Origin of the sequence: Pseudomonas sp. Irchel 3E19, assembly GCF_900187585.1 — a bacterium.
Taxonomy (GTDB): domain Bacteria; phylum Pseudomonadota; class Gammaproteobacteria; order Pseudomonadales; family Pseudomonadaceae; genus Aquipseudomonas; species Aquipseudomonas baetica.
Window position 1 is genome coordinate 20,077 of record NZ_FYDT01000038.1, and the last position, 24,685, is coordinate 44,761.

Genomic DNA, 24,685 nt, shown 5'->3' on the forward strand with positions numbered 1-24,685 from the left:
TCACACACTCGACGAGCTCTGCCTTACACTGCCGGCCATGAAAACCATTCCCCACCAGCAAATCACCGAACCGGCGGTCACCTGTTCGACTTGCGCAGCGTGCTGCTGCCAGCTCGAAGTGATGCTGATCACCGACACCGGCGTGCCTGATCGCTTTATCGATACCGATGAGTGGGGCGGCGAAGTGATGCTGCGTCTGGACGACGGCTGGTGTGCGGCACTGGATCGCGACACGATGATGTGCACGATCTATGAGAAGCGTCCGCTGATTTGTCGCGAGTTCGAGATGGGCTCACCCGAGTGCATCGAAGAGCGCCAGGGTATCGCCACGGTATACCGCTGATCCCGCCCCCCCCCCAAAAAACCAAATGTGGGAGCGGGCTTGCTCGCGAAAGCGGTGGGTCAATCAACTCACCTGTCGACTGATACACCCTATTCGCGAGCAAGCCCGCTCCCACAAGGTTTTCTGCAAGCAGTTAAATCTGTGCTTACAGTGGCATCGTGTAATGCAGCGCGTAGCTTTCTACACCGTCGTTGTCGCTGGCCAGGCCGGCGTTGGAATAGTGCGTCGCACGAATCCCGACTTCATGCCCGCCATTGAAACGCAGACCAAACCCGATACGGTCTTCGAACTGGAAGGAGCCGCCGAGATTGTTCGATTCGTATTGGGTGTTGGAGAACGCCGCTACACCAATCCCCGCCTCGATATACGGTTTGACCGACTGACCGGCAAACTCGTAAACGAATACAGGCGAGAACGACAGGCTGTTGTTGCTGGACGTCTTGTCACCTTCCCAGTAGGTATAGGCGCCACTCCAGTAACCGGTCAGGCGACCGACGTCACTCTGTAGCCAGCTCTTGTCCCAGTCAAAATTCATCCCCAGGCGATAAGTCATGGTCGAATCGCTGGTAGCACCGACGGCGAATTCAACGCCGGCAGCTTGTGCAGTAATGCTTTGCCCCATCAGTGCGGCCGCAATCGCGGCCAAGCAGAATAGTCGCTTCACTTTGAAACTTCCCTTTCCGGAACGATCGTTTGGTTTTTAAGGTGATTCAACGCTATAGAAATCTGCGCTCGAACAGAAGTTCAGCCGATTTCCATGTTTGTTTCACATTATTTTTACAAATCGAAGGGTTTTACGCTGCCAGACGAATGCCACAGCACAGGAAGGACTTTTCTGAAATGACCCGGATCGGCGCTGGTCCAGAATTTCGTCGCTTGACTTGGCCCCTCGGCGAGCAGATTGCGCTCGACCAATAAGCGCTGAAGTTGCCGCGCCACAGCGGCGCCGGTATCGATCAGGCTGATGTCCGCGGGGATCATCGACTTGAGCATCGGCTTGAGAAAGGGATAGTGCGTGCAGCCGAGAATAATGGTGTCGCAACCCTTGGCCAGCAGCGGATCGACATAGCTTTGCAGCAACTGGCGCAACTCGGCGCTGTGCAGATCGCCACTTTCGATCAACTCGACCAGACCCGGACACGGTTGAGTAATCACGCGCACATCATTGGCAAAGCGGTCGAGCAAAGCGGCGAACTTGGCACTTTGCAAGGTGCCAGTGGTGGCCAGTACGCCGACCACACCACTGCGAGTTGCTGCGGCCGCCGGTTTCACCGCTGGCTCCATGCCAACGATCGGCCAGTCGGGAAAGTCACGGCGCAGATCGGCAGCAGCCGCTACCGTCGCGGTATTGCAGGCGACCACCAAAGCCTTGGCGCCCTGCTCGCGGAAAAAACCGGCCATCACGCTGCAACGCTGGCGGATGAATTCCGGAGTTTTCTCACCATAAGGAATGTGCCCGCAATCGGCGAAATACAGCAGTGACTCATTGGGCAGCAAGCGCTGGATTTCCGCCAATACCGACAAGCCGCCGACACCGGAATCGAACACGCCGACCGGCGCCTCACGCATGGTGCGCCCCACAGACACTGCAACCTGGATCACGCTTGACTCGCAACTCGCGGAAACGCGAGCCCAAGGCATCGATCAACAGCAAACGGCCAACCAGCGGCTCACCGAAGCCGACCAAGACTTTCAACGCCTCAAGCGCCTGCAGACTGCCGACCAGCCCCACCAGCGGCCCGATCACGCCGGCCTCGCTGCAGGTCAGTTCGGCTTCGCTGCCGTGGCCGTACAGACAGTGGTAGCACGGGCTCTCGGCGCGACGCGGATCGAAGACGGAGAGCTGCCCTTCCAGGCGAATCGCCGCACCGCTGACCAACGGTTTACGCGCAGCCACACACGCGGCGTTGACCGCTTCGCGGGTGGAAAAATTATCGGAACAATCGAGCACCAGATCCACCGCCGCCACAACGGCGGCAAGGGAATCCTCATCCAGCGCCTGACGATGAGCGACCAGGTTGATCTCGGGATTGATCGCCCCCAGACGCTTGAGCGCCGAGTCGACCTTGCTCATGCCGACGCTGTCGGTGTCATGAATGATCTGGCGTTGCAGGTTGGTCAGATCGACCGTGTCGAAATCCGCCAGATGCAGTTCGCCGACACCTGCCGCCGCCAGATACAAGGCAACCGGCGCACCCAGACCGCCGAGACCGACGATCAGCACGCGGCTTTCCTTGAGCTTCAATTGCCCATCGATGTCGATGTGTTGCAGCAGAATCTGCCGGCTGTAGCGCAGCAACTCCTGATCATTCAGCACGGCAGGCGCCCCAGGCTGATGCGTTGATGGCCGCCCAGATCGGTGCGGCTGTGGACTTCTTCGAAACCACGAGTGATCAACAGATCGCGCACGGCTTCGGCTTGATCATAGCCGTGTTCGAGCATCAGCCAGCCACCGGCGTCCAGATGATCCGGCGCCTGGGTGACGATCAGACGCAGATCGTCGAGCCCATCCTCACCGGCCACCAGCGCACTGGCCGGTTCGAAGCGCACATCGCCTTCGACCAGATGCGGATCGGCGGACGCGATGTACGGCGGGTTGCTGATGATCAGCTCAAAACGCTGGCCTTCAAGGGCGCTGAACCAATGGCTGCTCAGCACGATGGCGTTGTTCAGGCTCAGGCGCTGGCGATTGCGCTCGGCCAGGGCCACGGCTTCCAGAATGCGATCCACCGCAGTAACCTGCCACGCCGGACGCTCACTGGCCAGAGCCAGGGCAATCGCGCCGCTACCAGTACCGAGGTCGAGGACTTTGGCCGGGGTCGCGGGCAATAACTCCAACGCTGCTTCCACCAGCAGTTCAGTGTCGGGGCGCGGGATCAGCGTATGCGGCGCGACTTCCAGATCAAGTTTCCAGAAACCTTGCTGACCAAGAATGTAAGCCACTGGCTCGCCGCCACGACGACGTTGCAGGTAGGCAACAAAGGTCTGCGCGGCTTCCGTTGGCACAATGCGCTCGGGCCAGGTGTGGAGAAAACTGCGCGACTTACCCAGCGCCGCCGCCAGAAGCAGTTCGGCGTCCAGACGCGCGGTGGGCGAGTCCGGCAGTTCGGCGGCGCGCAACAGGCTGGCAATGATGGTCATTTATTCACCTATCGCAGCGAGTTGGTCAGCCTGGTATTCGGCCAGCAACGGCTCGATCACCGCCTCCACGCCGCCGGCGAGAATTTCATCGAGCGAGTACAGGGTCAGGTTGACGCGATGGTCGGTGACCCGGCCTTGAGCATAGTTATAGGTGCGAATGCGCTCGGAACGATCACCGGAACCGACGAGCAATTTACGCTCGCTGGCGATTGCATTGGCCGCCGCGGCGGTTTGCTGATCGTTGAGCTTGGCCGACAGCCACGCCATCGCCCGGGCACGGTTCTTGTGCTGGGAGCGCTCTTCCTGACACTCGACGACGGTGCCGGTCGGTATGTGCGTGATGCGGATCGCCGAGTCGGTGGTGTTGACGTGCTGACCGCCGGCTCCGGAGGAGCGGAACGTGTCGACGCGCAAATCCGCCGGGTTGATCTCGATGGCTTCGCGCTCGTCCGGCTCCGGCAATACCGCCACGGTGCAGGCCGAGGTATGGATACGGCCTTGGGATTCGGTGGCGGGCACACGCTGTACGCGGTGCGCGCCGGATTCGAATTTCAGCTTGCCGTAAACGTTGTCACCTTCAATGCGCGCGATGACTTCTTTATAGCCGCCGTGTTCACCTTCGTTTTCCGAGAGGATCTCCACACGCCAGCCACGGCGTTCGGCGTAACGCGAGTACATGCGGAACAGGTCGCCAGAGAAGATCGCCGCCTCGTCGCCACCGGTGCCGGCGCGAATTTCGAGAAAGACGTTGCGCCCGTCGTTGGGATCCTTGGGCAGTAACATGCGTTGCAGATCGGATTCCAGCGTGACCAGCAATTCCTTGGCTTCGCGGACTTCTTCCACGGCCATTTCACGCATGTCCGGGTCGTTGTCCTTGAGCAGCGCCTGCGCGCCTTCAAGATCACCTTGTACGCTGAGCAGCTTTTTATAGGCGTTTACGACCGGCTCAAGTTCAGCGTATTCCTTGGAATAAGCGCGAAATTTGGCCTGATCGGAAATGACTTCGCCGTCGCCGAGCAACGCGGTCAGTTCCTCGAAACGGTCCTGGAGAACATCCAGCTTATTGAGCAGTGACGCTTTCATTACGGTTTTTTATCCGAAAAGCTATCCGGTGAGCCCTCGAGGGCAAAGAGTTCCTGGGCCATGGCCAGCGCATCGAGGCGGCCTTCGGCAGAAAGCTTTTTCAATTGCACGCTGGGCGCATGCAAGAGTTTATTGGTCAGGCCACGGGCCAATTGGCCGAGCACATCTTCGGCGTTGCCGCCGTTAGCCAGCAGACGCAGGGCTTTTTGCAGCTCTTCGTCGCGCAGGCGTTCGCTCTGTTGACGATAGGCCTTGAGCACGTCGACTGCCGCCAGTTCGCGCAGGCGCACCATAAAATCGTCGGCGCCGACCGAGACCATCTCTTCGGCCGCTTGCGCCGCGCCTTGGCGGCTCTTGAGGTTTTCGGCGACCACTTCGTGGAGATCGTCGACGCTATACAGGTAAACGTCGTCCAACTCGCCGACTTCCGGTTCGATGTCCCGGGGAACGGCGATGTCGACCATGAAGATCGGCTTGTGCTTGCGCAGCTTCAGCGCACTCTCGACCGCGCCCTTGCCGAGAATCGGTAACTGACTGGCGGTCGAACTGATGACGATATCGCTGCGCACCAGCTCTGCCGGAATGTCCGAGAGCAGCACCGCGTGGGCGCCGAACTGCTCGGCCAACAAACTGGCGCGCTCCAGCGTGCGGTTGGCGACGACGATGCGCTTGACCCCCAGCTCATGCAGATGGCGGGCGACCAGGGTGATGGTCTCGCCGGCGCCGATCAGCAAGGCCTGGCTGCGTTGCAAATCACTGAAAATCTGTTTCGCCAGGCTGACCGCCGCAAACGCCACGGACACCGGGTTTTCACCGATGGCGGTGTCGGTTCGCACCTGCTTGGCGGCATTGAACGTTGCCTGAAACAGTCGCCCCAGCAGCGGGCCGATGGTGCCGGCTTCGCGGGCCACAGCGTAGGCCGATTTCATCTGGCCGAGAATCTGCGGTTCGCCCAGTACCAGCGAGTCGAGCCCGGAGGCGACGCGCATCATGTGACGAACTGCCGCATCATCTTCATGCACATAAGCACTCGCGCGCAGCTCATCGAGGCTTAAATGGTGATAGTCGGCCAGCCAGCGCAGCACGATATCGGCCGAAAGCTGATCCTGTTCTATATAAAGCTCACTGCGATTGCAGGTGGAGAGGATCGCAGCTTCGCGGCTGTCGGTCAGTCGGCAGAGCTGCTGCAAGGCCTCAACCAATTGCTCAGGGGTAAAGGCCACGCGCTCGCGGACGTCTACAGAAGCAGTCTTGTGGTTAATACCGAGTGCAAGGAAGGCCATTCAAGGTCGCTGATGGTGACGTGAAGCCGGCAATTGTCCACCTTCGCCAGATTCAGAACAACTACCGCTGACTATTGTCCCAATTGTCCGCCCCTATAATGGGCACAATTGAGACTCGGTTATGTTTGGCCGAAGGCTTGTGTCATGATGATCCGACCGCAGGTTAGTCGTCCTCTTCCTATATGAATAGATCCTCCGCGTTGCTCCTTGCTTTTGTCTTCCTCAGCGGCTGCCAGGCCCTGGCCCCCGTTGCGCCGGACGGTACGCCGTCGGTCGAAGACACCACGCCCGCGCCTGAAAAGCCAAAGGTTTACAGCTCGTTCAGCGAAGAAACCGTGTTCAGCCTGCTGAGCGCCGAACTCGCCGGCCAGCGCAATCGTTTCGACATTGCCCTGGACAACTACGTGACCCAGGCCATCAACACTCAGGATCCGGGCGTCTCCGAGCGTGCATTCCGTATCGCCGAGTACCTGGGCGCCGATCAACCGGCCCTCGATACCGCGCTGATCTGGGCGAAAAACGCCCCGGACGACCTCGAAGCGCAACGCGCCGCCGCCGTGCAACTGGCACGTGCCGGGCGTTACGACGACTCGATGGTCTATATGGAGAAAGTCCTGCAAGGCAAGGGCGATACCCATTTCGACTTCCTCGCACTGTCGGCGGCCGATACCGATCAGGAAACCCGCAACGGCCTGATGAAAAGTTTCGACCGTCTGCTGCAGCGTCACCCGAACAACAGCCAGCTGATTTTCGGCAAAGCCCTGCTCTTGCAACAGGATGGCGACAACAAAGCCGCCCTGGCCCTGCTCGAAGACAATCCGCCGGATGACGGCGAAATCGCTCCGATCCTGCTGCGTGCACGCCTGCTTCAACTGTTGAGCCGTGGCGACGAAGCCTTGCCGCTGCTGAAAAAGAACATCAAAAAATACCCGGACGACAAGCGCCTGCGCCTGACTTACGCGCGCATGCTGGTTGAACAGGACCGGATGGACGACGCCAAGGCCGAGTTCTCCAGCCTCGTTCAGCAATACCCGGAAGACGATGAACTGCGTTACTCGCTGGCTCTGGTCTGCCTGGAAGCCAAGGCCTGGGATGAGGCCAAAGGTTATCTGGAAGACCTGATCGCCCGCGAAAGCCATGTCGATTCGGCGCACCTGAACCTCGGTCGCATCGCTGAAGAGCGTAACGACCCGCAGGGCGCGTTGATCGAATATGCCCAGGTCGGCCCCGGTAATGATTATCTGCCTGCGCAATTACGTCAGGCCGATATTCTGATGAACAACGGCAAGACCGCCGAAGCACAAAGCAAACTGGCAACCGAGCGTGACGAACAACCGGATTACGCGGTCCAGTTGTACCTCATCGAATCGGAAACCCTGTCGGCCAACAAACAGGACGACAAGGCCTGGAAAGTCTTGCAGCAAGCCTTGCTGCAATACCCGGACGATCTGAACCTGCTGTACACCCGGGCCATGCTGGCGGAAAAACGCAATGACCTGGCGCAGATGGAAAAAGACCTGCGCCTGATCATCAAGCGTGATCCGGACAACGCCATGGCGCTGAACGCTTTGGGCTACACCCTGTCTGACCGTACGACCCGCTACGCTGAAGCCAGGGCACTCATCGAGCAGGCACACAAGATCAATCCGGAAGACCCGGCGGTACTCGACAGCCTTGGCTGGGTGAACTATCGCATGGGCAATCTGGACGACGCCGAAAAATATCTGCGTCAGGCGCTGGAGCGTTTCCCGGACCACGAAGTCGCCGCACATTTGGGCGAAGTGTTGTGGACCAAGGGCAACCAGCGCGAAGCCAAACAAATCTGGGGCAAATTCCTCAAGGATCAGCCCGACAGCACCATTCTGCGCAGCACCATCAAGCGCCTGACCGGATCAGAGACTCTTTAACTCATGTTTTTGCGCCACGTTATTGTTTTCAGCTTCATCGCCCTGCTCGCCGGTTGCGCGGGCTTCGGCGCTCGTGAATCGGTCGAGGGCCACGGCAGCCCCGCTCAATGGGCCGCGAACAAACAGCAACTGACCGGCCTCGATGGCTGGCAGATTGACGGCAAGATCGGCATCCGAGCCCCGAAAGATTCCGGTAGCGGCACGTTGTTCTGGCTGCAACGTCAGGACTATTACGACATTCGTCTGTCGGGTCCGCTGGGCCGTGGCGCGGCACGCCTGACCGGGCGTCCGGGCAAGGTGTCGCTGGAAGTGGCCAATCAGGGCCGCTACGAATCGCAGTCGCCGGAAGCGCTGCTCGAAGAACAGCTTGGCTGGAAACTGCCGGTTTCGAACCTCGCCTGGTGGGTCCGTGGCCTGCCGGCACCGGACAGCAAAAGCCGTTTGAGCCTGGATGCCGACAGCCGCCTGGCCAACCTTGAACAGGATGGCTGGAAAGTCGAGTACACCGCCTACACCGAACAAAATGGTTACTGGTTGCCCGAGCGCATCAAGCTGCATGGCACTGACCTGGACGTGACGCTGGTGATCAAGACCTGGCAACCGCGCAAGTTGGGGCAGTAACCCATGACCGCTGCACGCCTGACCCTGCCGTCGCCGGCCAAACTCAACCTGATGCTGCACATTCTCGGTCGCCGTGAAGACGGTTATCACGAGTTGCAGACGCTGTTTCAGTTTGTCGATTACGGCGATGAAATCACTTTTGCCGTGCGTGATGACGGTGTGATTCAACTGCACACCGAGTTCGCCGGCGTGCCGCATGACAGCAACCTGATCGTGCGTGCAGCAAAAATGCTCCAGCAACAGTCCGGTTGCACGCTCGGCATCGATATCTGGATTGATAAAGTCCTGCCCATGGGCGGCGGAATTGGTGGCGGCAGTTCGAACGCGGCGACGACTTTGCTCGGCCTGAATCATTTGTGGCAGTTGGGCTGGGATGAAGATCGCCTGGCCGCACTGGGCCTTTCGCTGGGGGCCGACGTGCCGGTTTTCGTCCGTGGCCACGCGGCGTTTGCCGAGGGCGTGGGCGAAAAACTCACCCCGGTCGACCCTGAAGAACCGTGGTATCTGGTGCTCGTGCCGCAAGTCTCTGTAAGTACGGCAGAAATTTTTTCCGATCCTTTGTTGACACGTAACACGCCGCCCATTAAAGTGCGCCCCGTTCCCGAGGGAAACAGTCGAAATGACTGCTTGCCGGTGGTTGCAAGGCGTTATCCAGAAGTACGTAACGCATTGGATTTGTTAGGTAAATTTACCGAAGCAAAGCTCACCGGAACTGGAAGTTGTGTGTTTGGGGGCTTCCCAAGCAAAGCTGAAGCTGATAAAGTCTCGGCCCTTCTGACAGAGACCCTTACAGGGTTTGTAGCAAAAGGAAGCAACATTTCGATGTTGCATCGCAAGCTGCAAAGTCTGCTCTAAAGGAACCAAGTGCTCGGCACTTGATGCAACAGATACAGGGGCGTCGCCAAGCGGTAAGGCAGCAGGTTTTGATCCTGCCATGCGTTGGTTCGAATCCAGCCGCCCCTGCCATTTTCTATACTCATCCAGGTTACCCTCAGCCTCTAGGTACTGCGCGTGTCCAAGATGATGGTCTTTACGGGGAACGCTAACCCCGATCTGGCTCGGCGTGTTGTACGTCAGCTGCATATCCCTCTCGGTGACATCTCTGTCGGCAAGTTTTCCGACGGCGAAATTACTGCCGAGATCAATGAAAACGTTCGCGGTAAAGACGTTTTCATTATTCAGCCGACTTGCGCTCCGACCAACGATAACCTGATGGAACTGGTAGTGATGGCTGATGCCTTCCGCCGCTCCTCGGCTACTCGTATCACTGCTGTTATTCCTTATTTTGGTTATGCCCGTCAGGATCGCCGTCCGCGTTCCGCACGTGTGGCTATCAGCGCGAAAGTCGTCGCTGACATGCTTACCGTAGTCGGCATCGACCGTGTTCTCACGGTTGATCTGCATGCTGACCAGATTCAGGGTTTCTTCGATATTCCGGTAGATAACATCTACGGCTCCCCGGTTCTGGTGGATGACATTGAAGATCAGCGCTTCGAAAACCTGATGATCGTGTCCCCGGACATTGGTGGCGTCGTGCGTGCACGTGCTGTTGCCAAGTCGCTGGGCGTGGATCTCGGGATCATCGACAAACGCCGTGAGAAAGCCAATCACTCTGAAGTGATGCATATCATCGGTGATGTCGAAGGGCGTACCTGCATTCTGGTCGATGACATGGTCGATACCGCCGGCACTCTGTGCCACGCGGCCAAGGCCCTGAAAGAGCATGGCGCAGCCAAGGTCTTTGCCTACTGCACACACCCTGTGCTGTCGGGTCGGGCCATCGAGAATATCGAAAATTCCGTGCTGGACGAGCTGGTGGTGACTAACACCATCCCGCTGTCCGCTGCCGCACAAGCCTGTGCACGTATCCGTCAACTGGATATCGCACCGGTTGTTGCCGAAGCGGTTCGCCGCATCAGCAACGAAGAATCGATCAGCGCGATGTTCCGTTAAGGGCCCTGCCCTTCTCGAGATGTCTCGTTGACGAAAAGCGCCCCGCCCCGGCATTCCTGTCGGGGCGGGGCTTTTTTGCCCATACCGTGTTTGGCGCTGGTCGCAAACGCCACTCCGGTCATGGCTATTTTGGAGATACAAAATGAACGATTTTACTCTGAATGCTGAAGTGCGTTCCGACCTGGGGAAAGGTGCGAGCCGCCGCCTGCGTCGTCTCGCCGCTCTGGTTCCAGCTGTTGTTTACGGTGGCGAAAAAGCCCCTGAATCCATCAGCATGCTGGCCAAAGAAGTTGCCAAACTGCTCGAAAACGATGCTGCCTACAGCCACGTTATCGAACTGAACGTTGGCGGCAAAAAGCAGAACGTCATCATCAAAGCTCTGCAACGTCACCCGTCCAAGGGTCACGTTATGCACGCTGACTTCGTACGCGTCGTAGCCGGCCAGAAACTGACCGCTATCGTGCCTGTGCACTTTGTTGGTGAAGAAGCTCCGATCAAGAAAGGCGGCGAGATCTCGCACGTCCTGAACGAAATCGAAGTAACTTGCCTGCCGAAAGATCTGCCTGAGTTCATCGAAGTCGACCTGTCGGCTCTGGAAATCGGCGCAATCGTTCACCTGTCCGACCTCAAAGCCCCTAAAGGCGTTGAGTTCGTTGCACTGGCTCACGGTGACGACAAAGCTGTTGCAAACGTACACGCTCCACGCGTTGCTCCAGAAGCTGAAGAAGGCGCAGCAGATTAATTCACTCTGTCATGCCTGAGTGAGCAAGTAACATCGCGGACTGGAACGTAGCGAGAAAGCGGGCGAGAACGCGGAGTTTACATTCATGGTAAATGAGCAATTTTCGTCCACTTTCGCCGCCTTCCCGGATCGCGGCGATGTTATCCACCACTCCAAGGAAGGGCCCCTATCGTGACTGCCATCAAACTGATCGTTGGCCTGGGAAATCCAGGCGCTGAATACGAACAGACCCGGCATAACGCAGGGGCCCTTTTTGTTGAGCGCATCGCCCACGCACAGAATGTGAGTCTTGTGGCCGATCGCAAATATTTCGGCCTGACCGGGCGCTATTCGCATCAGGGTCAGGATGTTCGTCTGCTGATTCCCACCACCTACATGAACCGCAGCGGCCAGGCCGTGGCGGCACTCGCCGGTTTCTTCCGCATCAAGCCTGAAGAAATCCTGGTGGCGCACGACGAACTCGATCTGCCTCCGGGCGTCGCCAAGCTCAAGCAGGGCGGCGGCCATGGCGGTCACAACGGGTTGCGCGACATCATCGCGCAACTGGGCAATCAGAATACGTTCTACCGCCTGCGGCTTGGCATCGGCCACCCGGGCGTCGCCAGTATGGTTTCAAATTTCGTCCTGGGTCGTGCGCCACGCGCCGAACAGGAAAAACTCGATGCCAGCATCGATTTTGCCCTCGGCGTGCTGCCGGATATCCTCGCCGGTGAATGGAACCGTGCGATGAAAAACCTGCACAGCCAGAAGGCCTGACTCTTTACCGAGGGGAAACACCATGGGATTCAATTGCGGCATCGTCGGCCTGCCTAACGTCGGCAAGTCCACCCTGTTCAACGCCCTGACCAAATCCGGGATCGCGGCCGAGAACTTCCCCTTCTGCACCATCGAGCCGAATAGCGGCATCGTGCCGATGCCGGATCCGCGTCTGGAAGCCTTGGCGGCCATCGTCAATCCGAAGCGCATCCTGCCGACCACCATGGAGTTCGTCGACATCGCAGGCCTGGTAGCCGGCGCCTCGAAAGGTGAAGGCCTGGGCAACAAGTTCTTGGCCAACATCCGTGAAACCGACGCCATCGCTCACGTCGTACGCTGCTTCGAAGACGAAAACGTGATCCACGTTTCCAACAGCGTCGACCCGAAACGCGACATCGAAATCATCGACCTGGAACTGATCTTCGCCGACCTCGACAGCTGCGAGAAGCAACTGCAGAAAGTCGCGCGTAACGCCAAGGGCGGTGACAAGGACGCTGTGGTTCAGAAGGCTCTGCTGGAGCAACTGATCGCGCACTTCACCGAAGCCAAGCCGGCACGCAGCCTGATGAAGAACATGAGCACTGACGAAAAGGCAGTGATCAAGGGCTTCCACCTGCTGACCACCAAACCGGTCATGTACATCGCCAACGTCGCTGAAGACGGTTTCGAGAACAACCCGCACCTGGACGTGGTTCGCGCCATCGCCGAAGAAGAAGGCGCCATAGTTGTTCCGGTCTGCAACAAGATCGAAGCAGAAATCGCCGAGCTGGATGACGGCGAAGAGAAAGACATGTTCCTCGAGGCCCTGGGCCTGGAAGAGCCTGGCCTGAACCGCGTGATCCGCGCCGGCTACGAAATGCTGCACCTGCAGACCTACTTCACCGCCGGTGTTGAAGAAGTCCGCGCCTGGACCGTCAAAGTCGGCGCCACCGCACCTCAGGCTGCCGGCGTGATCCACACCGACTTCGAGAAAGGCTTCATCCGCGCCGAAGTCATCGCCTACAACGACTTCATCCAGTACAAGGGCGAAGCCGGCACCAAAGAAGCCGGTAAATGGCGCCTGGAAGGCAAGGACTACATCGTTAAAGACGGCGACGTGATGCACTTCCGCTTCAACGTCTAAGCAACACCGCTCAAGAAAAAGCCGCGTTTGATACGCGGCTTTTTTGTGCCTGAAATTTATGGCTGTACGCAATTCCCCTGTGGGAGCGGGCTTGCTCGCGAAGGCGTCGTGTCAGTCAGTCAGTCAGTACATCTATAGCTGATACATCGCATTCGCGAGCAAGCCCGCTCCCACAGTTGGATTTGTGTGGCGTCAGGTCTTTTTGGTGCGTGGCAGGAAAATCGCCAGTACGCCAAATAGTGGCAGGAACGAGCAAAGGAAATACACGTACTCAATCCCGTGTACATCCGCCAGATGCCCGAGCAACGCCGCGCCAATCCCGCCGAAACCAAACATCAGACCAAAGAACACCCCGGCGATCATCCCGACATTGCCCGGTACCAGCTCTTGAGCGTACACAACGATCGCCGAGAATGCCGAAGCAAGGATGAAGCCGATCACCACGCTGAGGACGGTCGTCCAGAACAGATCGACATGGGGCATGAGCAGCGTAAACGGCGCCACGCCGAGGATCGAAAACCAGATCACTGCCTTACGTCCGATCTTGTCGCCAATCGGCCCACCGAAGAAGGTCCCCGCCGCCACCGCGCCAAGAAACAGGAACAAGTGCAACTGCGAGCTGGCCACCGACAAATCGAACTTCTCGATCAGGTAGAACGTGAAATAGCTCGTGAGACTGGCCATGTAGAAATACTTGGAAAACACCAGCAAACCGAGCACCACCAGCGCACTGGTCACCCTGCCCTTCGACAGCCCGTGAGTCGCCGCCTGGCCTGCCTTGAGCTTGAACAGGTTCAAGTGATGGGCGTACCAGCGACTGATGCGGTACAGCACGAACAGCGCAAATACCGCGAACAAACCGAACCACGCCACATTGCCCTGACCGAACGGAATGATGATCGCTGCCGCCAGCAACGGACCAAATGCGGAACCGGCGTTACCACCCACCTGGAAGGTCGATTGCGCCAGACCGAAACGTCCCCCGGAGGCCAGCCGCGCAATCCGCGACGCCTCCGGGTGAAACGTCGAGGAGCCGATACCGATCAGCGCCGCCGCCAGCAGAATCAATGGAAAACTGCCGACTATCGACATCATCACGATGCCAATCAGCGTGCAGATCGAACCGGCCGGCAATAGCCACGGCTTCGGATGCCGATCGGTGTGATAACCGACCCACGGCTGCAACAACGAGGCAGTCAGTTGAAAGGTCAAAGTGATCAGGCCGACCTGAGTAAAGGTCAGGCCGTAATTGGCCTTGAGCATCGGGTAGATCGACGGCAGCACCGACTGGATCAGGTCGTTGATCAAATGCGCCAGCGCCACCGCGCCGATGATACGCATCACCAGTGGACTGCTTTGGGGAGCCGCGGGCGCCGAAGCAGCGGCGGTCTGAACGTTGCTGATAGCCATGGAAGTTTCCGGACAGCAGATGGGTGCCCGCAGGCAGGTGCGTCAATGTGCCATTTTTCGGTGCGCCAGCGCCATCCCCTTAGCCAGCTAACTATTAAACTGACCGAATCCTGTAGGCGCTGCCGCAGGCTGCGATCTGTTGATCTTGCTTCTAAAAAACAGACCAAAAGATCGCAGCCTTCGGCAGCTCCTACAGGGGGGAAATCTGATATCTGGCATATAGGTGATAGCGCAACGCCATGGTCTGAATCTTGCCTGCTTCTCCCCTTGAACGCGGGCGCCTTACAAAGGCGACCGACAATGGGAAGTTTCGCTACAGAGCCGGCCTACAGAGCGGGCGAGAGTGAACTTTCGAGGCCTTTTAGCAGGGCACAACGTCAACGTCGTCAGACCGCGATGCACGCCGATGGTGCGTGGTGTCCAGAGGAGTCATGGGGCATGCAGGCTTTCCTTTCACCGGGGATCAAATTGCTGGGGCGGTTTGGCTTCGCAGGTAAATTCCAGTTGTTGTTTCTGCTGTTCATTCTGCCGTTGGCTGGCAGCCTGTTGATGATCGGCCAGGACTATCGCGACAAGCTCAATCTGATTTCCGGCGAACGCGCTGGCGTGCGCCAGTTGCTCAGCCTCGATGCGCTGGACAACCTGCTCGCGGCCCAACGCGACCGCGCCGCCCGTTGGCGCGCCACCGAAACCAATCGCCAACCGACACCGGCCACTCTCGCCGCCATGGGCGCGTTCGATGCAGTACAACCGGCTGCTCTGCAAGCCACCACAGACTTGGGCAACGCTCTGAAAAATGAAGGAGCGCAAGGCGAAACCCTCACCCGTTATCAAGCGCTGCAAACCGCACTCAATGGTCTGGATTCGAAAAGCCTGAGCAGCGTCGGTTGGTGGCCGGACGGTTACGACCGTTTCACCAACGCCCTCAGCGCCCTGCAAGCGTTGCGCGAGCAGATCGTCATGGACAATCGCCTGACCCTCGCACCGTGGCTGGAAACCTATCTGCTGACACAAATTTCCACGCAGCACGCGCCGGATCTCATCGAACGGGTCGGACGCCTCGCTGCAGTCGGCCAGGCATCGGTCGTCTCCGGCCAGTTCACCCTGCAAAGCCGTTTGCAATTGCGCGACCTGCGCAGCCGTATCGGCGACGCTCGCGAACAACTGGTCAAAACCGCCACGCTGCTGGAAGCACGCCTGCCGAAAGATCAGCAGAGCTGGGCCAGCCAATACCACGACAGCCTCAAACACCTCGACAGCGGTCTGAAGGTGCTGGATGACGGCGTGTTCGGCGGCAGCATCAACCTCAAACCGGACGACTTTGAGCGCAGCCTCGACGCCTTGCTGACCGACCTCGCCGCCCTGCGCCAACAGTCATTGGTATCGCTGGATCAGCGTCTCGATGCCTACCACGGCTCGGCGATCCGCCAGTTCATCCTCGTCGCGGCGATATTCGGCTGTCTGCTGCTCGCGGCGCTGTATCTGTTCATCTGCCTGCAAGCTTCAATCCGCCGCAGTGCCAGCGGCATCACCCTGCTCGCCGAAGCCCTGCGCGATGGCAACCTGAGCCTGCAGGTGCCGGTGGTGGGGCGTGATGAGCTTGCGGCGATCAGCACTGCGCTCAACGTTGCCGTGGTGCAACTGCGCAGCAGTATGCTCGGTGTCGATCACGAGACTTCGCAATTGAGCAACGCCGTGCGCAGCCTCAACGAACACTCAAGCGGCGCCCTCAGCGAAGTCGAGGCGCAGCAGTTACAGATCAGCCAGATCGCCGCTGCTGCCACGCAATTGGCCGCGACCTCGCAAGGCGTGGCGCAGAGTTGCGAGCAGGCGTCCGGCAGCGCCCAGCACACCCGGCGCATCGCGGCTGACAGCAGCCGTGACAGCCAGCGCACCACGGCGAGTATTCAGCAGCTCAATCAGCGTTTGAATGAAACGGCTGCGGCGTTGGGTCGGGTCAGTGAACAAGGTCAGCAGATTCAATTGGTGGTCGACACCATTCGCGGTGTTGCCGAACAGACCAACCTGCTGGCGCTCAACGCGGCCATCGAGGCTGCTCGCGCGGGTGAACAAGGTCGCGGCTTTGCCGTGGTCGCTGACGAAGTGCGCAGCCTGTCACAACGCACGCAGTCGTCCACCGCGCAGATCGCCAGCACGGTCGACAGCTTGCGCGCTACGGTCAACGAGGCCGTGAGCTTGATGGAAGCCGCTTGCGGCCAGGCGCAAACCGATGCCGAGTCGGTCACCGGTCTCGGTGAACGCCTGGGAGAAATTGCCTGCGCCGTGCAGAGCGTCACCGACACCCTCGCGCAGATCGCCACGGCGGTGGAAGAGCAAGCGAGCACCGCCGATGAGGTCAGCGGCAATATCCAGCAGGTCGATCAGGCCGCAGTGCGTTTGCTTGAAGGTGCGCGGGCGGTGAATCTGGCGGCGGACACCCTGAGCCAGGGCAGCCATGCGTTGAGCGCCAATACCGCGAGATTCCAGCTACGTTGACGCCCTGCCCGGCCCGGATTTCCCGGGCTGGGGGATAAGCGGTTGAAAATAAGAAGAAATATTTTAAATTTACGCTTGACGCTTTTCCATTTCAGGGGAATAATGCGCGCCACTTGGCTACATAGCTCAGTTGGTTAGAGCATAGCATTCATAATGCTGGGGTCCGGGGTTCAAGTCCCTGTGTAGCCACCAAGTACTAAAAACGGCTTACCGAAAGGTAGGCCGTTTTTTTATGCCTCGAGAAAAGTCTCGGTGATCTGCTACTTCAAAGCATCCCCCTCTTCGTCGCTTGTTTTGGTCGCTGCCTGTGCGATCAGGGCGTCGAGCATCTGCGCAATAACCTTCTGTTGAACCTTCGAAAGCTCATTGATGGACTGCAGTCGTCGATACCACGTCGAGGTCAAGCTGCGTCTGGGCGTCTCCTTGTACGAGGGAACCCCGAGCAGGTCTTCAACAGGCACGCGAAGCGCAAATGCCATCTTCACCAGCGTCGTGACCGGCATGCTGCGCGTGCCCTCCTCGTAGCCCTGAAAGGTTTGCCGGGAAAGACCTAAAGCCCGTGCAAACCGCGTCTGTGTAATCTCGTGCACTGTGCGTAAGTGAGCAATGCGACTGCCCATCGCCACCAGAAAATCGCGATCCTCATTGGAAATGCTCATGACAATGGCCGACTGAAAATAGAGTTGAATGGCAACGGACTCATCCTTTTCATCTGAAATCCATCCTGGAAAAACAACAGAAAACATCCTCAGGCAACGGTGCGTAAGTTGTCGACCTGAAAAGTCTGTAGGAGAAATGCAGACCGCCCTCCATCCAAACCGAAAGACTACAAGCGTAAAACACCGCTGGTTCACCTAAATCATTCCTCAATCAACAGACCGAGAAAGCGCCGTAGGAAACGGGCTCGACTCAGGTACGAATTGGATTTTTCGTAAAATCTCGCGCCTGAAACTCACCCCATCGGTTTGCCCGAATTCCCCATTGACCGACAAGCTTCCCTGGCTCGATTCAAAGCCATACAGAGAGTTGGCATGGCTCGATTCAAATCTCTTTTCGGTAAAGATTGGCCTTGGAAACGTCCGAGATGGAACGGTTCGTGGGCCGCTTGGAATCCGCCTCCCCCTCCGGAGCCGGTATACGTCGAAAAGGATGAATGGCCAACGCCCAAGCCCCGCGAAGATCAGGTATTCGCCAAGTCCTGCACTGTGGATAACTGGTGCCGAACGGACGCCGGTACGGCACCCGAACCCGCCAGCAACTTCGGCAAGGTCATGGTCGCCGGCGCCATGCTCTTGCCCTCTGCCAGCACCGCTGTCGCGACAGCGATAGGCGCCGATCTGGCCTTGGGGCGTTTGGCGGGCGGCGGGATTCTGCAACAGCGCCTCAACTGGGCAATTCGCGGCGCTGCCGGGCCGGCCAGCGTGTTCGTCCTCGGGATGCTGCCGACCCGCATGGGTGACGGCACGCTGCATACCGATGAGCAACTGCGCCGCATGAACCGCGCGCCCACTCGTGTGCGCTTCCAGTTTCGGCATGATGCCGAAGGGGTCATGCAGGTTTACGGCATCCACTCCGGCGCTTCGGGCGATGACTCGGTGCGTACTGTCAACGTCGAGTGGAACAGCGACAAGACTGCGATGGAGGCCAAGCTCAACGGCATTACCATTTTGTGGACGCCGCAGCGCGGGCCCCTAGGATCTATGCCGCCGCTGGTCTATCCCGAACACGGCGAGCAACTGAACACGATCCTTGTTCATCCGATTCCCGAGAACACAGATACCCAGATAGAAGGCCTGCCCGGCGAGGACATTACTGCCGAGGATTGTATTCTGGTGTTCCCGGCGGACACGGGGCTGAAGTCGCTGTATGTGGTGTTTTCGAGGCCGGCCAGACTGACGCCGGGTACGGTGACGGGGGTTGGGGAGGATGTATCCGGCGTCTGGTTGGAACATGCCCGGACGGGATCTGGCGCACCGATCCCAACCACTATTGCCGACTCACTGAGAGGGCGCGAATACTCTACTTTTGATTCATTCAGACGAGCCTTCTGGACCACGGTCTCGAGAGATGGTGCGGTAGCCGGGCAGTTTAGCGATGACAGCTTGGAACGTATGCGCAACGGAAAGGCACCGCGAGCTCGCTTGATGGATGCTGCGGGCAAGAGGATCTCTCACGAGATTCACCACGTGGAATTGATATCCGAAGGCGGCGAGGTATATAACGTTGATAACCTGCGGATCCACACGCCTAAAAATCACGTCGAAATACACCAAGAATAGGGAACAGCATGAACGATCCATTCATCAAACGCAGCTTTTCGGACTACACCGAACAAGACTTCGTTGAATTCGTGGATGAGATTAGAAAAGAAGATAAGGCGCCCACTGATGAGCGTGCAGATGTTTTAGTGCGGCACTTCAACTCGATTGTTGGACATCCAAGCGGGATGGACCTTATTTACTATCCAGAACCCGGAGCTGACACATCGTCCGCTGGTATAGCTCGTACAGTTGCAGCATGGCGTGCAGCCAACGAACTGCCTGGTTTCAAGCAATAGGTACCGAACGCAAAATATGATCTCTCCTTTTACCAAAAACAGTATTTCGGAGAACACCGAGGCAGAATTTCTGCGTTTTATGCAGGAGATTCGAACAGCCAATAAAAATGCTTCTGACGAAGTGCTTGACCCGATGTTAGATCACTTTTGCAGCATCACGGAACATCCAGATGGAACTGATTTGATCTACTACCCAGAAGATGGGGCCGACAACTCCAACGAAGCAATCATCGAAACCGTGAAAAAGTGGCGAGCCGCGAATGGACTTCCGGGCTTCAAGCAATAAGCACCCGGCCTCTAATGCCCCCGAAGCAAGATGCAAATGTTCACAGGGAAGATAGAAATGGTTACTGGACAAAGCCTTTCGGATTACACAGAACAAGAGTTCATTGAACTGCTTGAGCGCATCATGGGAAACGATGAAACCGAGGAGGAAGAAAGCAGACTCGTCTTTCACTTCAATTCTATTTGCGGACATCCCGAAGGATCCGATTTGATTTTCTATCCGCCAGTGGATACCGATGATTCTGCAGAAGGCATCAACGAAACCTTGAAGAAGTGGCGTGCCGCGAATGGACTGCCCGGATTTAAGCAATAAGCGCTTTTTATACCTTGAGACAACCCTCGCCACAGGACTCTGCCTGACCTATTCGGGGTTCTCTGCCGACAGTGCCGCCAACCCCTTCCCCCAAATCTGCCGAGTCCGCAACCCCACCATCGCCCGCCAATCCGGATCCGCTGGATAAAACTGCTCCAGCAAATTCAACTTGATCACCCGCCCCGTCGCATCCAGCGGATCGCCATGCAGATGCAGCCAATGGTCATCGCGTAAATGCCGATGCACATTCGCCCCCGGATACGTCCCGCACTCGATCACGAACGGCATCAACTGCACGTTCGGTAAAGCATTAAGCAACGCCTGCGAGGTGTAACCGGTAGCCGTCGCCGCCACACCGGTTTCGCTCAGGGTGTCGGCGCCGGTGTGCAAGGTGTAGAGCCATGGGCCGTAGATCGTCTGGGCCTGCGCGAGTGCCGGGTAAGGCGCTTGGGTGATGGTGAGCAACATTGGGTGGCCGTACTCGCCAGCGCCAGTGTGCAGGTCGAAGCACATCAGCGTTTCAGCGCCAGCCAGATGCGCTTCGATGATTTGATGCAACGTGCGATTCGACCAGCTCGCCGCGCGGCCACCGTAAAACAATCCATCGGGATGGCTGTGCTGACCGCCCTCGACGATCGACATCACCGCCGGCCAACCATGCTCATCAATCTGCGCAGCCAGCAAGGCATCGGCACGTTGTCGCTCGGGGCCGTTCAGGTCGCGGCAGGCGTAGATTTCATGCAGTGCGGTGTAAGCGCGGTTATCCGGTAGCGGCGAGGTGAAATTCAGGTGATTGCGATTGAGGTCGATGTTGTCTTCGTTGACCCGCCGCAACCACGCCGTGCCCCAGGGATTGATCAGGTGAACCATCACCACGGCAACATCCTTGGGCAGCGAACCCGTCACGAAGGTTTTCAGCCAGTCGATCTGACAGTCGGAGCCGTAATAACCCTCCACTCCGTGCGTACCGCTCAGCGCCACCAGCCGACGTTTGGCTTGCGGATTGCCAAGTATGGCGACGTCAGTGCTCAAGGGTTCGCCGAATGGCCCGCAACGCGGATGCGCGTACGAAATGAGCGTGGCGCCAGCGGCATTGGCGGCGACCAGAAACCGTTCGCGTTGATCGCGGTAGCTGGATTCGGTGGGGAACTCGCTGTGCATTCTTGGCCTCTTGTGATTTTTATGCCTTTGAACTGTAGGAGTGAGCCTGCTCGCGATCGCGCAATTACATTCAGCATCAATGCTGACTGGTCCAGCGCTATCGCGAGCAGGCTCACTCCTACAAGGGGATGTTCGTAGTCAATCAATTGCCACCGACCCTACAGAAAACTCGCCAAGGCATGAAGGAGAAACATATCAGCGGATTGCGTCCTACACAGTCGGTCGATAAAGTCCCTCAGACTTTTATCCCACAGACGGAGAGCCCGCGTGTTTTCAGCCTTGCCCTTGAGCCGCTTGCGCCTGCCTGCCCTGACGCTGATCATCAGCGCCCTGACCCTCACCGCGTGCAACGCGCCACCCTCCTCGACCCTGCCGTTGGCGCCGGAAGCCGCCTCCGGTTACCGCACCGACCTGCAAACCCGCCACGCCAGCAAACACATGGCCGCCGCGGCGAATCCGCTGGCCGCTGAAGCCGGTCGCGAGATGTTGCGTCAGGGCGGTTCGGCGATTGATGCGGCGATTGCCATGCAAGCGGTGCTGACGCTGGTTGAGCCGCAGTCTTCCGGGATCGGTGGCGGCGCGATGATCGTGCTGTGGGACGGCAAACAGGTGCGCACCTACGACGGTCGCGAAACCGCACCGGCCGGTGCCACCGAGAAGCTGTTCCTGCAAGCCGACGGTAAACCGATGCCGTTCCCGCAGGCGCAGATTGGCGGCCGGTCGGTTGGCACACCGGGCGTGTTGCGTGCGCTGGAGATGGCGCATAAACAACACGGTCGCCTGCCGTGGGCGAAGCTGTTCGAGCCGGCGATCAAACTGGCCGAACAAGGCTTTGCGATCTCTCCTCGTCTGTATTCGCTGCTGGCGTCAGACCCGGTCATTCGTAAGTCGCCGGACATGGCCGCGTACTTCCTCAACCACGATGGCAGCGTCAAAGCCGTCGGCACCCACCTGCAAAACCCGGCGCTGGCTGCGGTGCTCAAACGCATCGCCAACGAAGGCGCCGATGCGTTGTACAAAGGCCCGATTGCCGAAGAGATCGTCGCCAAGGTTCAGGGCCACGCCAACCCCGGCAGCCTGTCGTTGAACGATCTGCAACGCTATCAGGCCAAGGAGCGCGCGCCGCTGTGCACCGACTACAAGCGCTGGCAGGTCTGCGGCATGCCGCCACCGTCGTCGGGCGGGATTGCCGTGGCGCAGATTCTTGGCACCTTGCAGGCACTGGAAACCCGCGACCCGCGCCTTTCGCTGACCCCGCTAAAACCCCACAAGACTGACAAACCGGCCGGCATCGAACCGGATCCGCAGGCCGTGCACCTGATCGCCGAAGCCGAACGCCTGGCCTACGCCGACCGCGCGCAATACGTCGCCGACACCGACTTCGTGCCCGTACCGGTCAAAGGCCTGGTCGATCCGGGTTATCTGGCCAGCCGCGCCAGCCTGATCGGCGAACGCAGCATGGGCAGCGCCAAACCGGGCACGCCGCCGGGTGTGCAGGTGGCCTACGCGCCGGATCGCTCGCCGCTGCGCATCTCCACCTCGCAAGTGGTGGCGGTGGATGACCTCGGCGGCGCCGTGTCGATGACCACCACCATCGAAGCGGCGTTTGGCTCACACCTGATGGTTCAGGGCTTCTTGCTGAACAACCAGATGACCGACTTCTCGTTCATCCCCGAAGAGAACGGGCAGAAAGTCGCCAACCGCGTCGAGCCCTTAAAACGCCCGCGCTCGTCGATGGCGCCAACGCTGATCTTCGATCGCCACAGCGGCGAATTCCTTGCCAGCGTCGGCTCACCGGGCGGCTCGCAGATCATCGAATACGTGGCCAAAACCACCGTCGGCCTGCTCGACTGGAACCTCGACCCGCAAAGCGCCATCAGCCTGCCCAACTTCGGCAGCCGCAACGGCCCGACCGAACTGGAACAAGGCCAGTTCAGCCCGGCGCTTGTTCAGGCGTTGAAGGACAAAGGTCACACGGTGAATGAAATCGACATGACCAGCGGCACCCAGGCCATCGTGCGGGTCAAGGATACGCAGGGGAATGCGTCGCTGGCCGGTGGCGCGGATCCTCGACGTGAAGGGGAAGCGTTGGGGGATTGAGGGCTACGCAGTAAATGGAAAAGGCTTACCGGGAGGTAGGCCTTTTTTATGCTCTGAGATCGAGTTTTTTCCTGGCGATCACGAATCAGCGACTAGCCACCAAATGCGCACCAAACAGCAGATAACAACCGCCCGCCAACCGATCCAGCCATTTACGTGAGCGCTCGTAAACACCAGCAATCCGCCGACTGGCGAAGAACAGCGCCACGCTGCAATACCAACTGAACGACAACGTGGCCATGCTCATCACCGCCAGCGCCAGCAGCAACGGCGGTATGTGGACCGGCATTGCGGTGGCGAAGATGGTGGCGACAAACAGCGCCGACTTGGGGTTGGTCATGTTGCCCAGCAAGCCCCGCGCGTAAGCGCCAAGCAATGTTTGCTCCGATGAATCTGAAGCGCCGGGGGCAATGGGCGCCTTGCGTTTGAATTGCTTGAGCCCGAGATAGATCAGGTAACAGCCGCCGGCGATCTTGAAGCTCAGGTAAAGCGCCGGTGCCGCGCTGAACAATGACTGGATGCCCAGACCGCCCGCCAGTCCCCACAACACCGTTCCGCTGGCAACGCCGAGCGCCGCTAACACGCCATGGCGGCGGGAGCGGCTAACTGCGAGTTGAGCGATGTTGAAGAAGTTCGGGCCGGGCGTGACCACCGCAACCGTCCACAACAACGCCAGCGACAGCAACGGAGCGAGATAACTCGAAAGGGAAAGGTCCATGGGGTACGTGCCTGATGGGTTCGACAATGCCCCTACCTTGCAACATTCGGCAATAGTTTGCCATCAACCGCCATTCAAAGCGCCAGCGTCTTGCCATCCACCGCGTCACCAATCGTCAGGAAATGCCCGCCCGCCACGTGGTGCAGCGTGCGCAAACCATCATGCCCCTCGAAATGCCAGCGCCCGTCACTGAACACACGTTCATCGGCGTGAGCGGCGATGACTTCGGCGAGGAACAGGTCGTATTGCTCGTGATTGCGCGGCTCGGGCAGCAAACGACATTCCAGCCAGGCAACACATCCGTCGAGCAGCGGCGCTTCGACTTGTTCACCGCTGAAGGTCTGCAAGCCATACGCCTGGAACTTGTCCTGCCGCTGGTTTTGAGTGATTTCCAGACCGGACGTGTTGCCGACGGTTTGCACGATGTCGGCCTGATTGACGCATGGCACATTGAGTACGAAGGTGCCGGACGCTTCTAGCAGTTGCCGCGTCCAGGTGGATTTGTCGAGTACCACGGCGACTTTCGGCGGCTCGAAATCCAGCGGCATCGCCCACGCAGCGGCCATGATGTTGCGCTGGCCATCATGGGCAGCGCTGACCAGAACGGTCGGGCCGTGGTTGAGCAGGCGGTAGGCTTTGTTTAGGGGAACCGGGCGGCGGTGGGAATCGCTCATGGGCATCTGCTCCGGGGAA

The 24,685-nt window shown here is 58.8% G+C and carries 25 protein-coding genes and 2 tRNA genes; 16 read left to right on the plus strand and 11 right to left on the minus strand.

Features of this window, described 5'->3' with window-relative positions; translation table 11 throughout:
* Positions 1 to 37: 37 nt before the first annotated feature.
* The gene (locus CKW18_RS21325; protein ID WP_095190613.1) at positions 38 to 343 is read left to right on the plus strand and encodes a YkgJ family cysteine cluster protein; all 306 of its coding nucleotides are present in this window, start codon (positions 38 to 40) and stop codon (positions 341 to 343) included.
* Between the two features lie 145 nt (positions 344 to 488).
* Here CKW18_RS21325 and CKW18_RS21330 read toward each other — a convergent pair whose 3' ends face one another.
* The 6 genes from CKW18_RS21330 to hemA form a co-directional block, all read right to left on the minus strand.
* Complete coding sequence (locus CKW18_RS21330) at positions 489 to 1,007, minus strand: acyloxyacyl hydrolase (RefSeq protein ID WP_095190614.1); 519 nt, start codon at positions 1,005 to 1,007, stop codon at positions 489 to 491.
* Between the two features lie 113 nt (positions 1,008 to 1,120).
* Positions 1,121 to 1,912, minus strand: a complete 792-nt coding sequence (gene murI / locus CKW18_RS21335; RefSeq protein ID WP_095190648.1) for a glutamate racemase — start codon at positions 1,910 to 1,912, stop codon at positions 1,121 to 1,123.
* Positions 1,905 to 2,660, minus strand: coding sequence for a molybdopterin-synthase adenylyltransferase MoeB (locus tag CKW18_RS21340; protein ID WP_095190615.1), 756 nt, complete (start codon positions 2,658 to 2,660; stop codon positions 1,905 to 1,907). The genes murI and CKW18_RS21340 overlap by 8 nt, the downstream gene beginning before the upstream one ends.
* Positions 2,654 to 3,484 carry a peptide chain release factor N(5)-glutamine methyltransferase gene (gene prmC / locus CKW18_RS21345; RefSeq protein ID WP_095190616.1) on the minus strand — a complete coding sequence of 277 codons (831 nt, stop codon included), beginning with the start codon at positions 3,482 to 3,484 and terminating at the stop codon, positions 2,654 to 2,656. Before prmC ends, CKW18_RS21340 begins: the two co-directional genes overlap by 7 nt.
* Positions 3,485 to 4,567 carry a peptide chain release factor 1 gene (gene prfA / locus CKW18_RS21350; protein ID WP_095190617.1) on the minus strand — a complete coding sequence of 361 codons (1,083 nt, stop codon included), beginning with the start codon at positions 4,565 to 4,567 and terminating at the stop codon, positions 3,485 to 3,487. It abuts the gene before it with no gap.
* On the minus strand, positions 4,567 to 5,850 hold the full coding sequence (gene hemA / locus CKW18_RS21355) for a glutamyl-tRNA reductase (RefSeq protein ID WP_095190618.1): 1,284 nt from the start codon (positions 5,848 to 5,850) through the stop codon (positions 4,567 to 4,569). Before hemA ends, prfA begins: the two co-directional genes overlap by 1 nt.
* A gap of 182 nt (positions 5,851 to 6,032) precedes the next feature.
* On the opposite strand from hemA, the gene CKW18_RS21360 reads away from it, so the two are divergent.
* The 8 genes from CKW18_RS21360 to ychF all read left to right on the plus strand — a co-directional run bounded on the left by CKW18_RS21360 (position 6,033) and on the right by ychF (position 12,952).
* Positions 6,033 to 7,757 carry a tetratricopeptide repeat protein gene (locus CKW18_RS21360; protein ID WP_095190619.1) on the plus strand — a complete coding sequence of 575 codons (1,725 nt, stop codon included), beginning with the start codon at positions 6,033 to 6,035 and terminating at the stop codon, positions 7,755 to 7,757.
* A 3-nt stretch (positions 7,758 to 7,760) separates the two neighbouring features.
* Positions 7,761 to 8,378: a lipoprotein insertase outer membrane protein LolB gene (gene lolB / locus CKW18_RS21365; protein WP_095190620.1), complete on the plus strand. Its 618-nt coding sequence runs from the start codon at positions 7,761 to 7,763 to the stop codon at positions 8,376 to 8,378.
* A 3-nt stretch (positions 8,379 to 8,381) separates the two neighbouring features.
* Positions 8,382 to 9,233: a 4-(cytidine 5'-diphospho)-2-C-methyl-D-erythritol kinase gene (gene ispE, locus CKW18_RS21370; RefSeq protein ID WP_095190621.1), complete on the plus strand. Its 852-nt coding sequence runs from the start codon at positions 8,382 to 8,384 to the stop codon at positions 9,231 to 9,233.
* 36 nt (positions 9,234 to 9,269) lie between these two features.
* Positions 9,270 to 9,344, plus strand: a tRNA-Gln gene (locus tag CKW18_RS21375).
* Positions 9,345 to 9,389: 45 nt separating this feature from the next.
* Positions 9,390 to 10,331 (plus strand): ribose-phosphate pyrophosphokinase, encoded by a 942-nt coding sequence (locus CKW18_RS21380; protein ID WP_003171603.1) that lies wholly within the window; start codon positions 9,390 to 9,392, stop codon positions 10,329 to 10,331.
* Between the two features lie 142 nt (positions 10,332 to 10,473).
* Complete coding sequence (locus CKW18_RS21385; RefSeq protein WP_095190622.1) at positions 10,474 to 11,073, plus strand: 50S ribosomal protein L25/general stress protein Ctc; 600 nt, start codon at positions 10,474 to 10,476, stop codon at positions 11,071 to 11,073.
* A 171-nt stretch (positions 11,074 to 11,244) separates the two neighbouring features.
* On the plus strand, positions 11,245 to 11,829 hold the full coding sequence (pth, locus tag CKW18_RS21390) for an aminoacyl-tRNA hydrolase (RefSeq protein ID WP_095190623.1): 585 nt from the start codon (positions 11,245 to 11,247) through the stop codon (positions 11,827 to 11,829).
* A 22-nt stretch (positions 11,830 to 11,851) separates the two neighbouring features.
* A complete protein-coding gene (gene ychF / locus CKW18_RS21395) occupies positions 11,852 to 12,952 on the plus strand; it encodes a redox-regulated ATPase YchF (RefSeq protein WP_095190624.1) in 1,101 nt (366 codons plus the stop codon).
* A gap of 192 nt (positions 12,953 to 13,144) precedes the next feature.
* Here the strand turns inward: ychF and CKW18_RS21400 are convergent, their stop codons facing one another.
* Positions 13,145 to 14,362, minus strand: a complete 1,218-nt coding sequence (locus CKW18_RS21400; RefSeq protein ID WP_095190625.1) for an MFS transporter — start codon at positions 14,360 to 14,362, stop codon at positions 13,145 to 13,147.
* Between the two features lie 438 nt (positions 14,363 to 14,800).
* Here CKW18_RS21400 and CKW18_RS21405 point away from each other — a divergent pair, with 438 nt between their 5' ends.
* Positions 14,801 to 16,858: a methyl-accepting chemotaxis protein gene (locus CKW18_RS21405; RefSeq protein ID WP_095190626.1), complete on the plus strand. Its 2,058-nt coding sequence runs from the start codon at positions 14,801 to 14,803 to the stop codon at positions 16,856 to 16,858.
* A 115-nt stretch (positions 16,859 to 16,973) separates the two neighbouring features.
* Positions 16,974 to 17,050, plus strand: a tRNA-Met gene (locus CKW18_RS21410).
* 68 nt (positions 17,051 to 17,118) lie between these two features.
* Here CKW18_RS21410 and CKW18_RS21415 read toward each other — a convergent pair.
* Positions 17,119 to 17,604: a helix-turn-helix domain-containing protein gene (locus CKW18_RS21415; RefSeq protein WP_095190627.1), complete on the minus strand. Its 486-nt coding sequence runs from the start codon at positions 17,602 to 17,604 to the stop codon at positions 17,119 to 17,121.
* Positions 17,605 to 17,889: 285 nt separating this feature from the next.
* On the opposite strand from CKW18_RS21415, the gene CKW18_RS21420 reads away from it, so the two are divergent.
* Genes CKW18_RS21420 through CKW18_RS21435 form a run of 4 tightly spaced genes read left to right on the plus strand, consistent with a single transcriptional unit; the run spans position 17,890 to position 20,013 of the window.
* Complete coding sequence (locus CKW18_RS21420; RefSeq protein ID WP_095190628.1) at positions 17,890 to 19,137, plus strand: S-type pyocin domain-containing protein; 1,248 nt, start codon at positions 17,890 to 17,892, stop codon at positions 19,135 to 19,137.
* Positions 19,138 to 19,145: 8 nt separating this feature from the next.
* Entirely contained in the window at positions 19,146 to 19,415 is a 270-nt protein-coding gene (locus CKW18_RS21425) for a bacteriocin immunity protein (protein WP_095190629.1), read from the plus strand.
* Positions 19,416 to 19,431: 16 nt separating this feature from the next.
* Positions 19,432 to 19,701, plus strand: coding sequence for a bacteriocin immunity protein (locus tag CKW18_RS21430; protein WP_095190630.1), 270 nt, complete (start codon positions 19,432 to 19,434; stop codon positions 19,699 to 19,701).
* 57 nt (positions 19,702 to 19,758) lie between these two features.
* Positions 19,759 to 20,013 (plus strand): bacteriocin immunity protein, encoded by a 255-nt coding sequence (locus tag CKW18_RS21435; RefSeq protein WP_095190649.1) that lies wholly within the window; start codon positions 19,759 to 19,761, stop codon positions 20,011 to 20,013.
* Between the two features lie 48 nt (positions 20,014 to 20,061).
* Here CKW18_RS21435 and CKW18_RS21440 read toward each other — a convergent pair whose 3' ends face one another.
* Positions 20,062 to 21,174, minus strand: coding sequence for a DUF2817 domain-containing protein (locus CKW18_RS21440; protein ID WP_095190631.1), 1,113 nt, complete (start codon positions 21,172 to 21,174; stop codon positions 20,062 to 20,064).
* 267 nt (positions 21,175 to 21,441) lie between these two features.
* On the opposite strand from CKW18_RS21440, the gene ggt reads away from it, so the two are divergent.
* Positions 21,442 to 23,274, plus strand: coding sequence for a gamma-glutamyltransferase (gene ggt, locus CKW18_RS21445; protein ID WP_095190632.1), 1,833 nt, complete (start codon positions 21,442 to 21,444; stop codon positions 23,272 to 23,274).
* Positions 23,275 to 23,359: 85 nt separating this feature from the next.
* On the opposite strand, the gene CKW18_RS21450 is transcribed toward ggt, so the two are convergent.
* Both CKW18_RS21450 and CKW18_RS21455 read right to left on the minus strand, forming a co-directional pair.
* Positions 23,360 to 23,992 carry a LysE family translocator gene (locus tag CKW18_RS21450; protein WP_095190633.1) on the minus strand — a complete coding sequence of 211 codons (633 nt, stop codon included), beginning with the start codon at positions 23,990 to 23,992 and terminating at the stop codon, positions 23,360 to 23,362.
* A gap of 74 nt (positions 23,993 to 24,066) precedes the next feature.
* On the minus strand, positions 24,067 to 24,666 hold the full coding sequence (locus tag CKW18_RS21455; protein WP_095190634.1) for a flavin reductase family protein: 600 nt from the start codon (positions 24,664 to 24,666) through the stop codon (positions 24,067 to 24,069).
* Positions 24,667 to 24,685 lie beyond the last annotated feature (19 nt).

Coding starts and splice junctions, on each gene's coding strand:
- ychF (WP_095190624.1), top strand. CDS start 11,852: ATGGGATTCAATTGCGGCATCGTCGGCCTGCCTAACGTCGGCAAGTCC.
- hemA (WP_095190618.1), bottom strand. CDS start 5,850: ATGGCCTTCCTTGCACTCGGTATTAACCACAAGACTGCTTCTGTAGAC.
- CKW18_RS21420 (WP_095190628.1), top strand. CDS start 17,890: ATGGCTCGATTCAAATCTCTTTTCGGTAAAGATTGGCCTTGGAAACGT.
- CKW18_RS21400 (WP_095190625.1), bottom strand. CDS start 14,362: ATGGCTATCAGCAACGTTCAGACCGCCGCTGCTTCGGCGCCCGCGGCT.
- CKW18_RS21440 (WP_095190631.1), bottom strand. CDS start 21,174: ATGCACAGCGAGTTCCCCACCGAATCCAGCTACCGCGATCAACGCGAA.
- CKW18_RS21325 (WP_095190613.1), top strand. CDS start 38: ATGAAAACCATTCCCCACCAGCAAATCACCGAACCGGCGGTCACCTGT.
- CKW18_RS21455 (WP_095190634.1), bottom strand. CDS start 24,666: ATGAGCGATTCCCACCGCCGCCCGGTTCCCCTAAACAAAGCCTACCGC.
- prmC (WP_095190616.1), bottom strand. CDS start 3,484: ATGACCATCATTGCCAGCCTGTTGCGCGCCGCCGAACTGCCGGACTCG.
- CKW18_RS21385 (WP_095190622.1), top strand. CDS start 10,474: ATGAACGATTTTACTCTGAATGCTGAAGTGCGTTCCGACCTGGGGAAA.
- CKW18_RS21430 (WP_095190630.1), top strand. CDS start 19,432: ATGATCTCTCCTTTTACCAAAAACAGTATTTCGGAGAACACCGAGGCA.
- lolB (WP_095190620.1), top strand. CDS start 7,761: ATGTTTTTGCGCCACGTTATTGTTTTCAGCTTCATCGCCCTGCTCGCC.
- CKW18_RS21425 (WP_095190629.1), top strand. CDS start 19,146: ATGAACGATCCATTCATCAAACGCAGCTTTTCGGACTACACCGAACAA.
- prfA (WP_095190617.1), bottom strand. CDS start 4,567: ATGAAAGCGTCACTGCTCAATAAGCTGGATGTTCTCCAGGACCGTTTC.
- murI (WP_095190648.1), bottom strand. CDS start 1,912: ATGCGTGAGGCGCCGGTCGGCGTGTTCGATTCCGGTGTCGGCGGCTTG.
- CKW18_RS21405 (WP_095190626.1), top strand. CDS start 14,801: ATGCAGGCTTTCCTTTCACCGGGGATCAAATTGCTGGGGCGGTTTGGC.
- ispE (WP_095190621.1), top strand. CDS start 8,382: ATGACCGCTGCACGCCTGACCCTGCCGTCGCCGGCCAAACTCAACCTG.
- CKW18_RS21360 (WP_095190619.1), top strand. CDS start 6,033: ATGAATAGATCCTCCGCGTTGCTCCTTGCTTTTGTCTTCCTCAGCGGC.
- CKW18_RS21435 (WP_095190649.1), top strand. CDS start 19,759: ATGGTTACTGGACAAAGCCTTTCGGATTACACAGAACAAGAGTTCATT.
- CKW18_RS21450 (WP_095190633.1), bottom strand. CDS start 23,992: ATGGACCTTTCCCTTTCGAGTTATCTCGCTCCGTTGCTGTCGCTGGCG.
- CKW18_RS21415 (WP_095190627.1), bottom strand. CDS start 17,604: ATGTTTTCTGTTGTTTTTCCAGGATGGATTTCAGATGAAAAGGATGAG.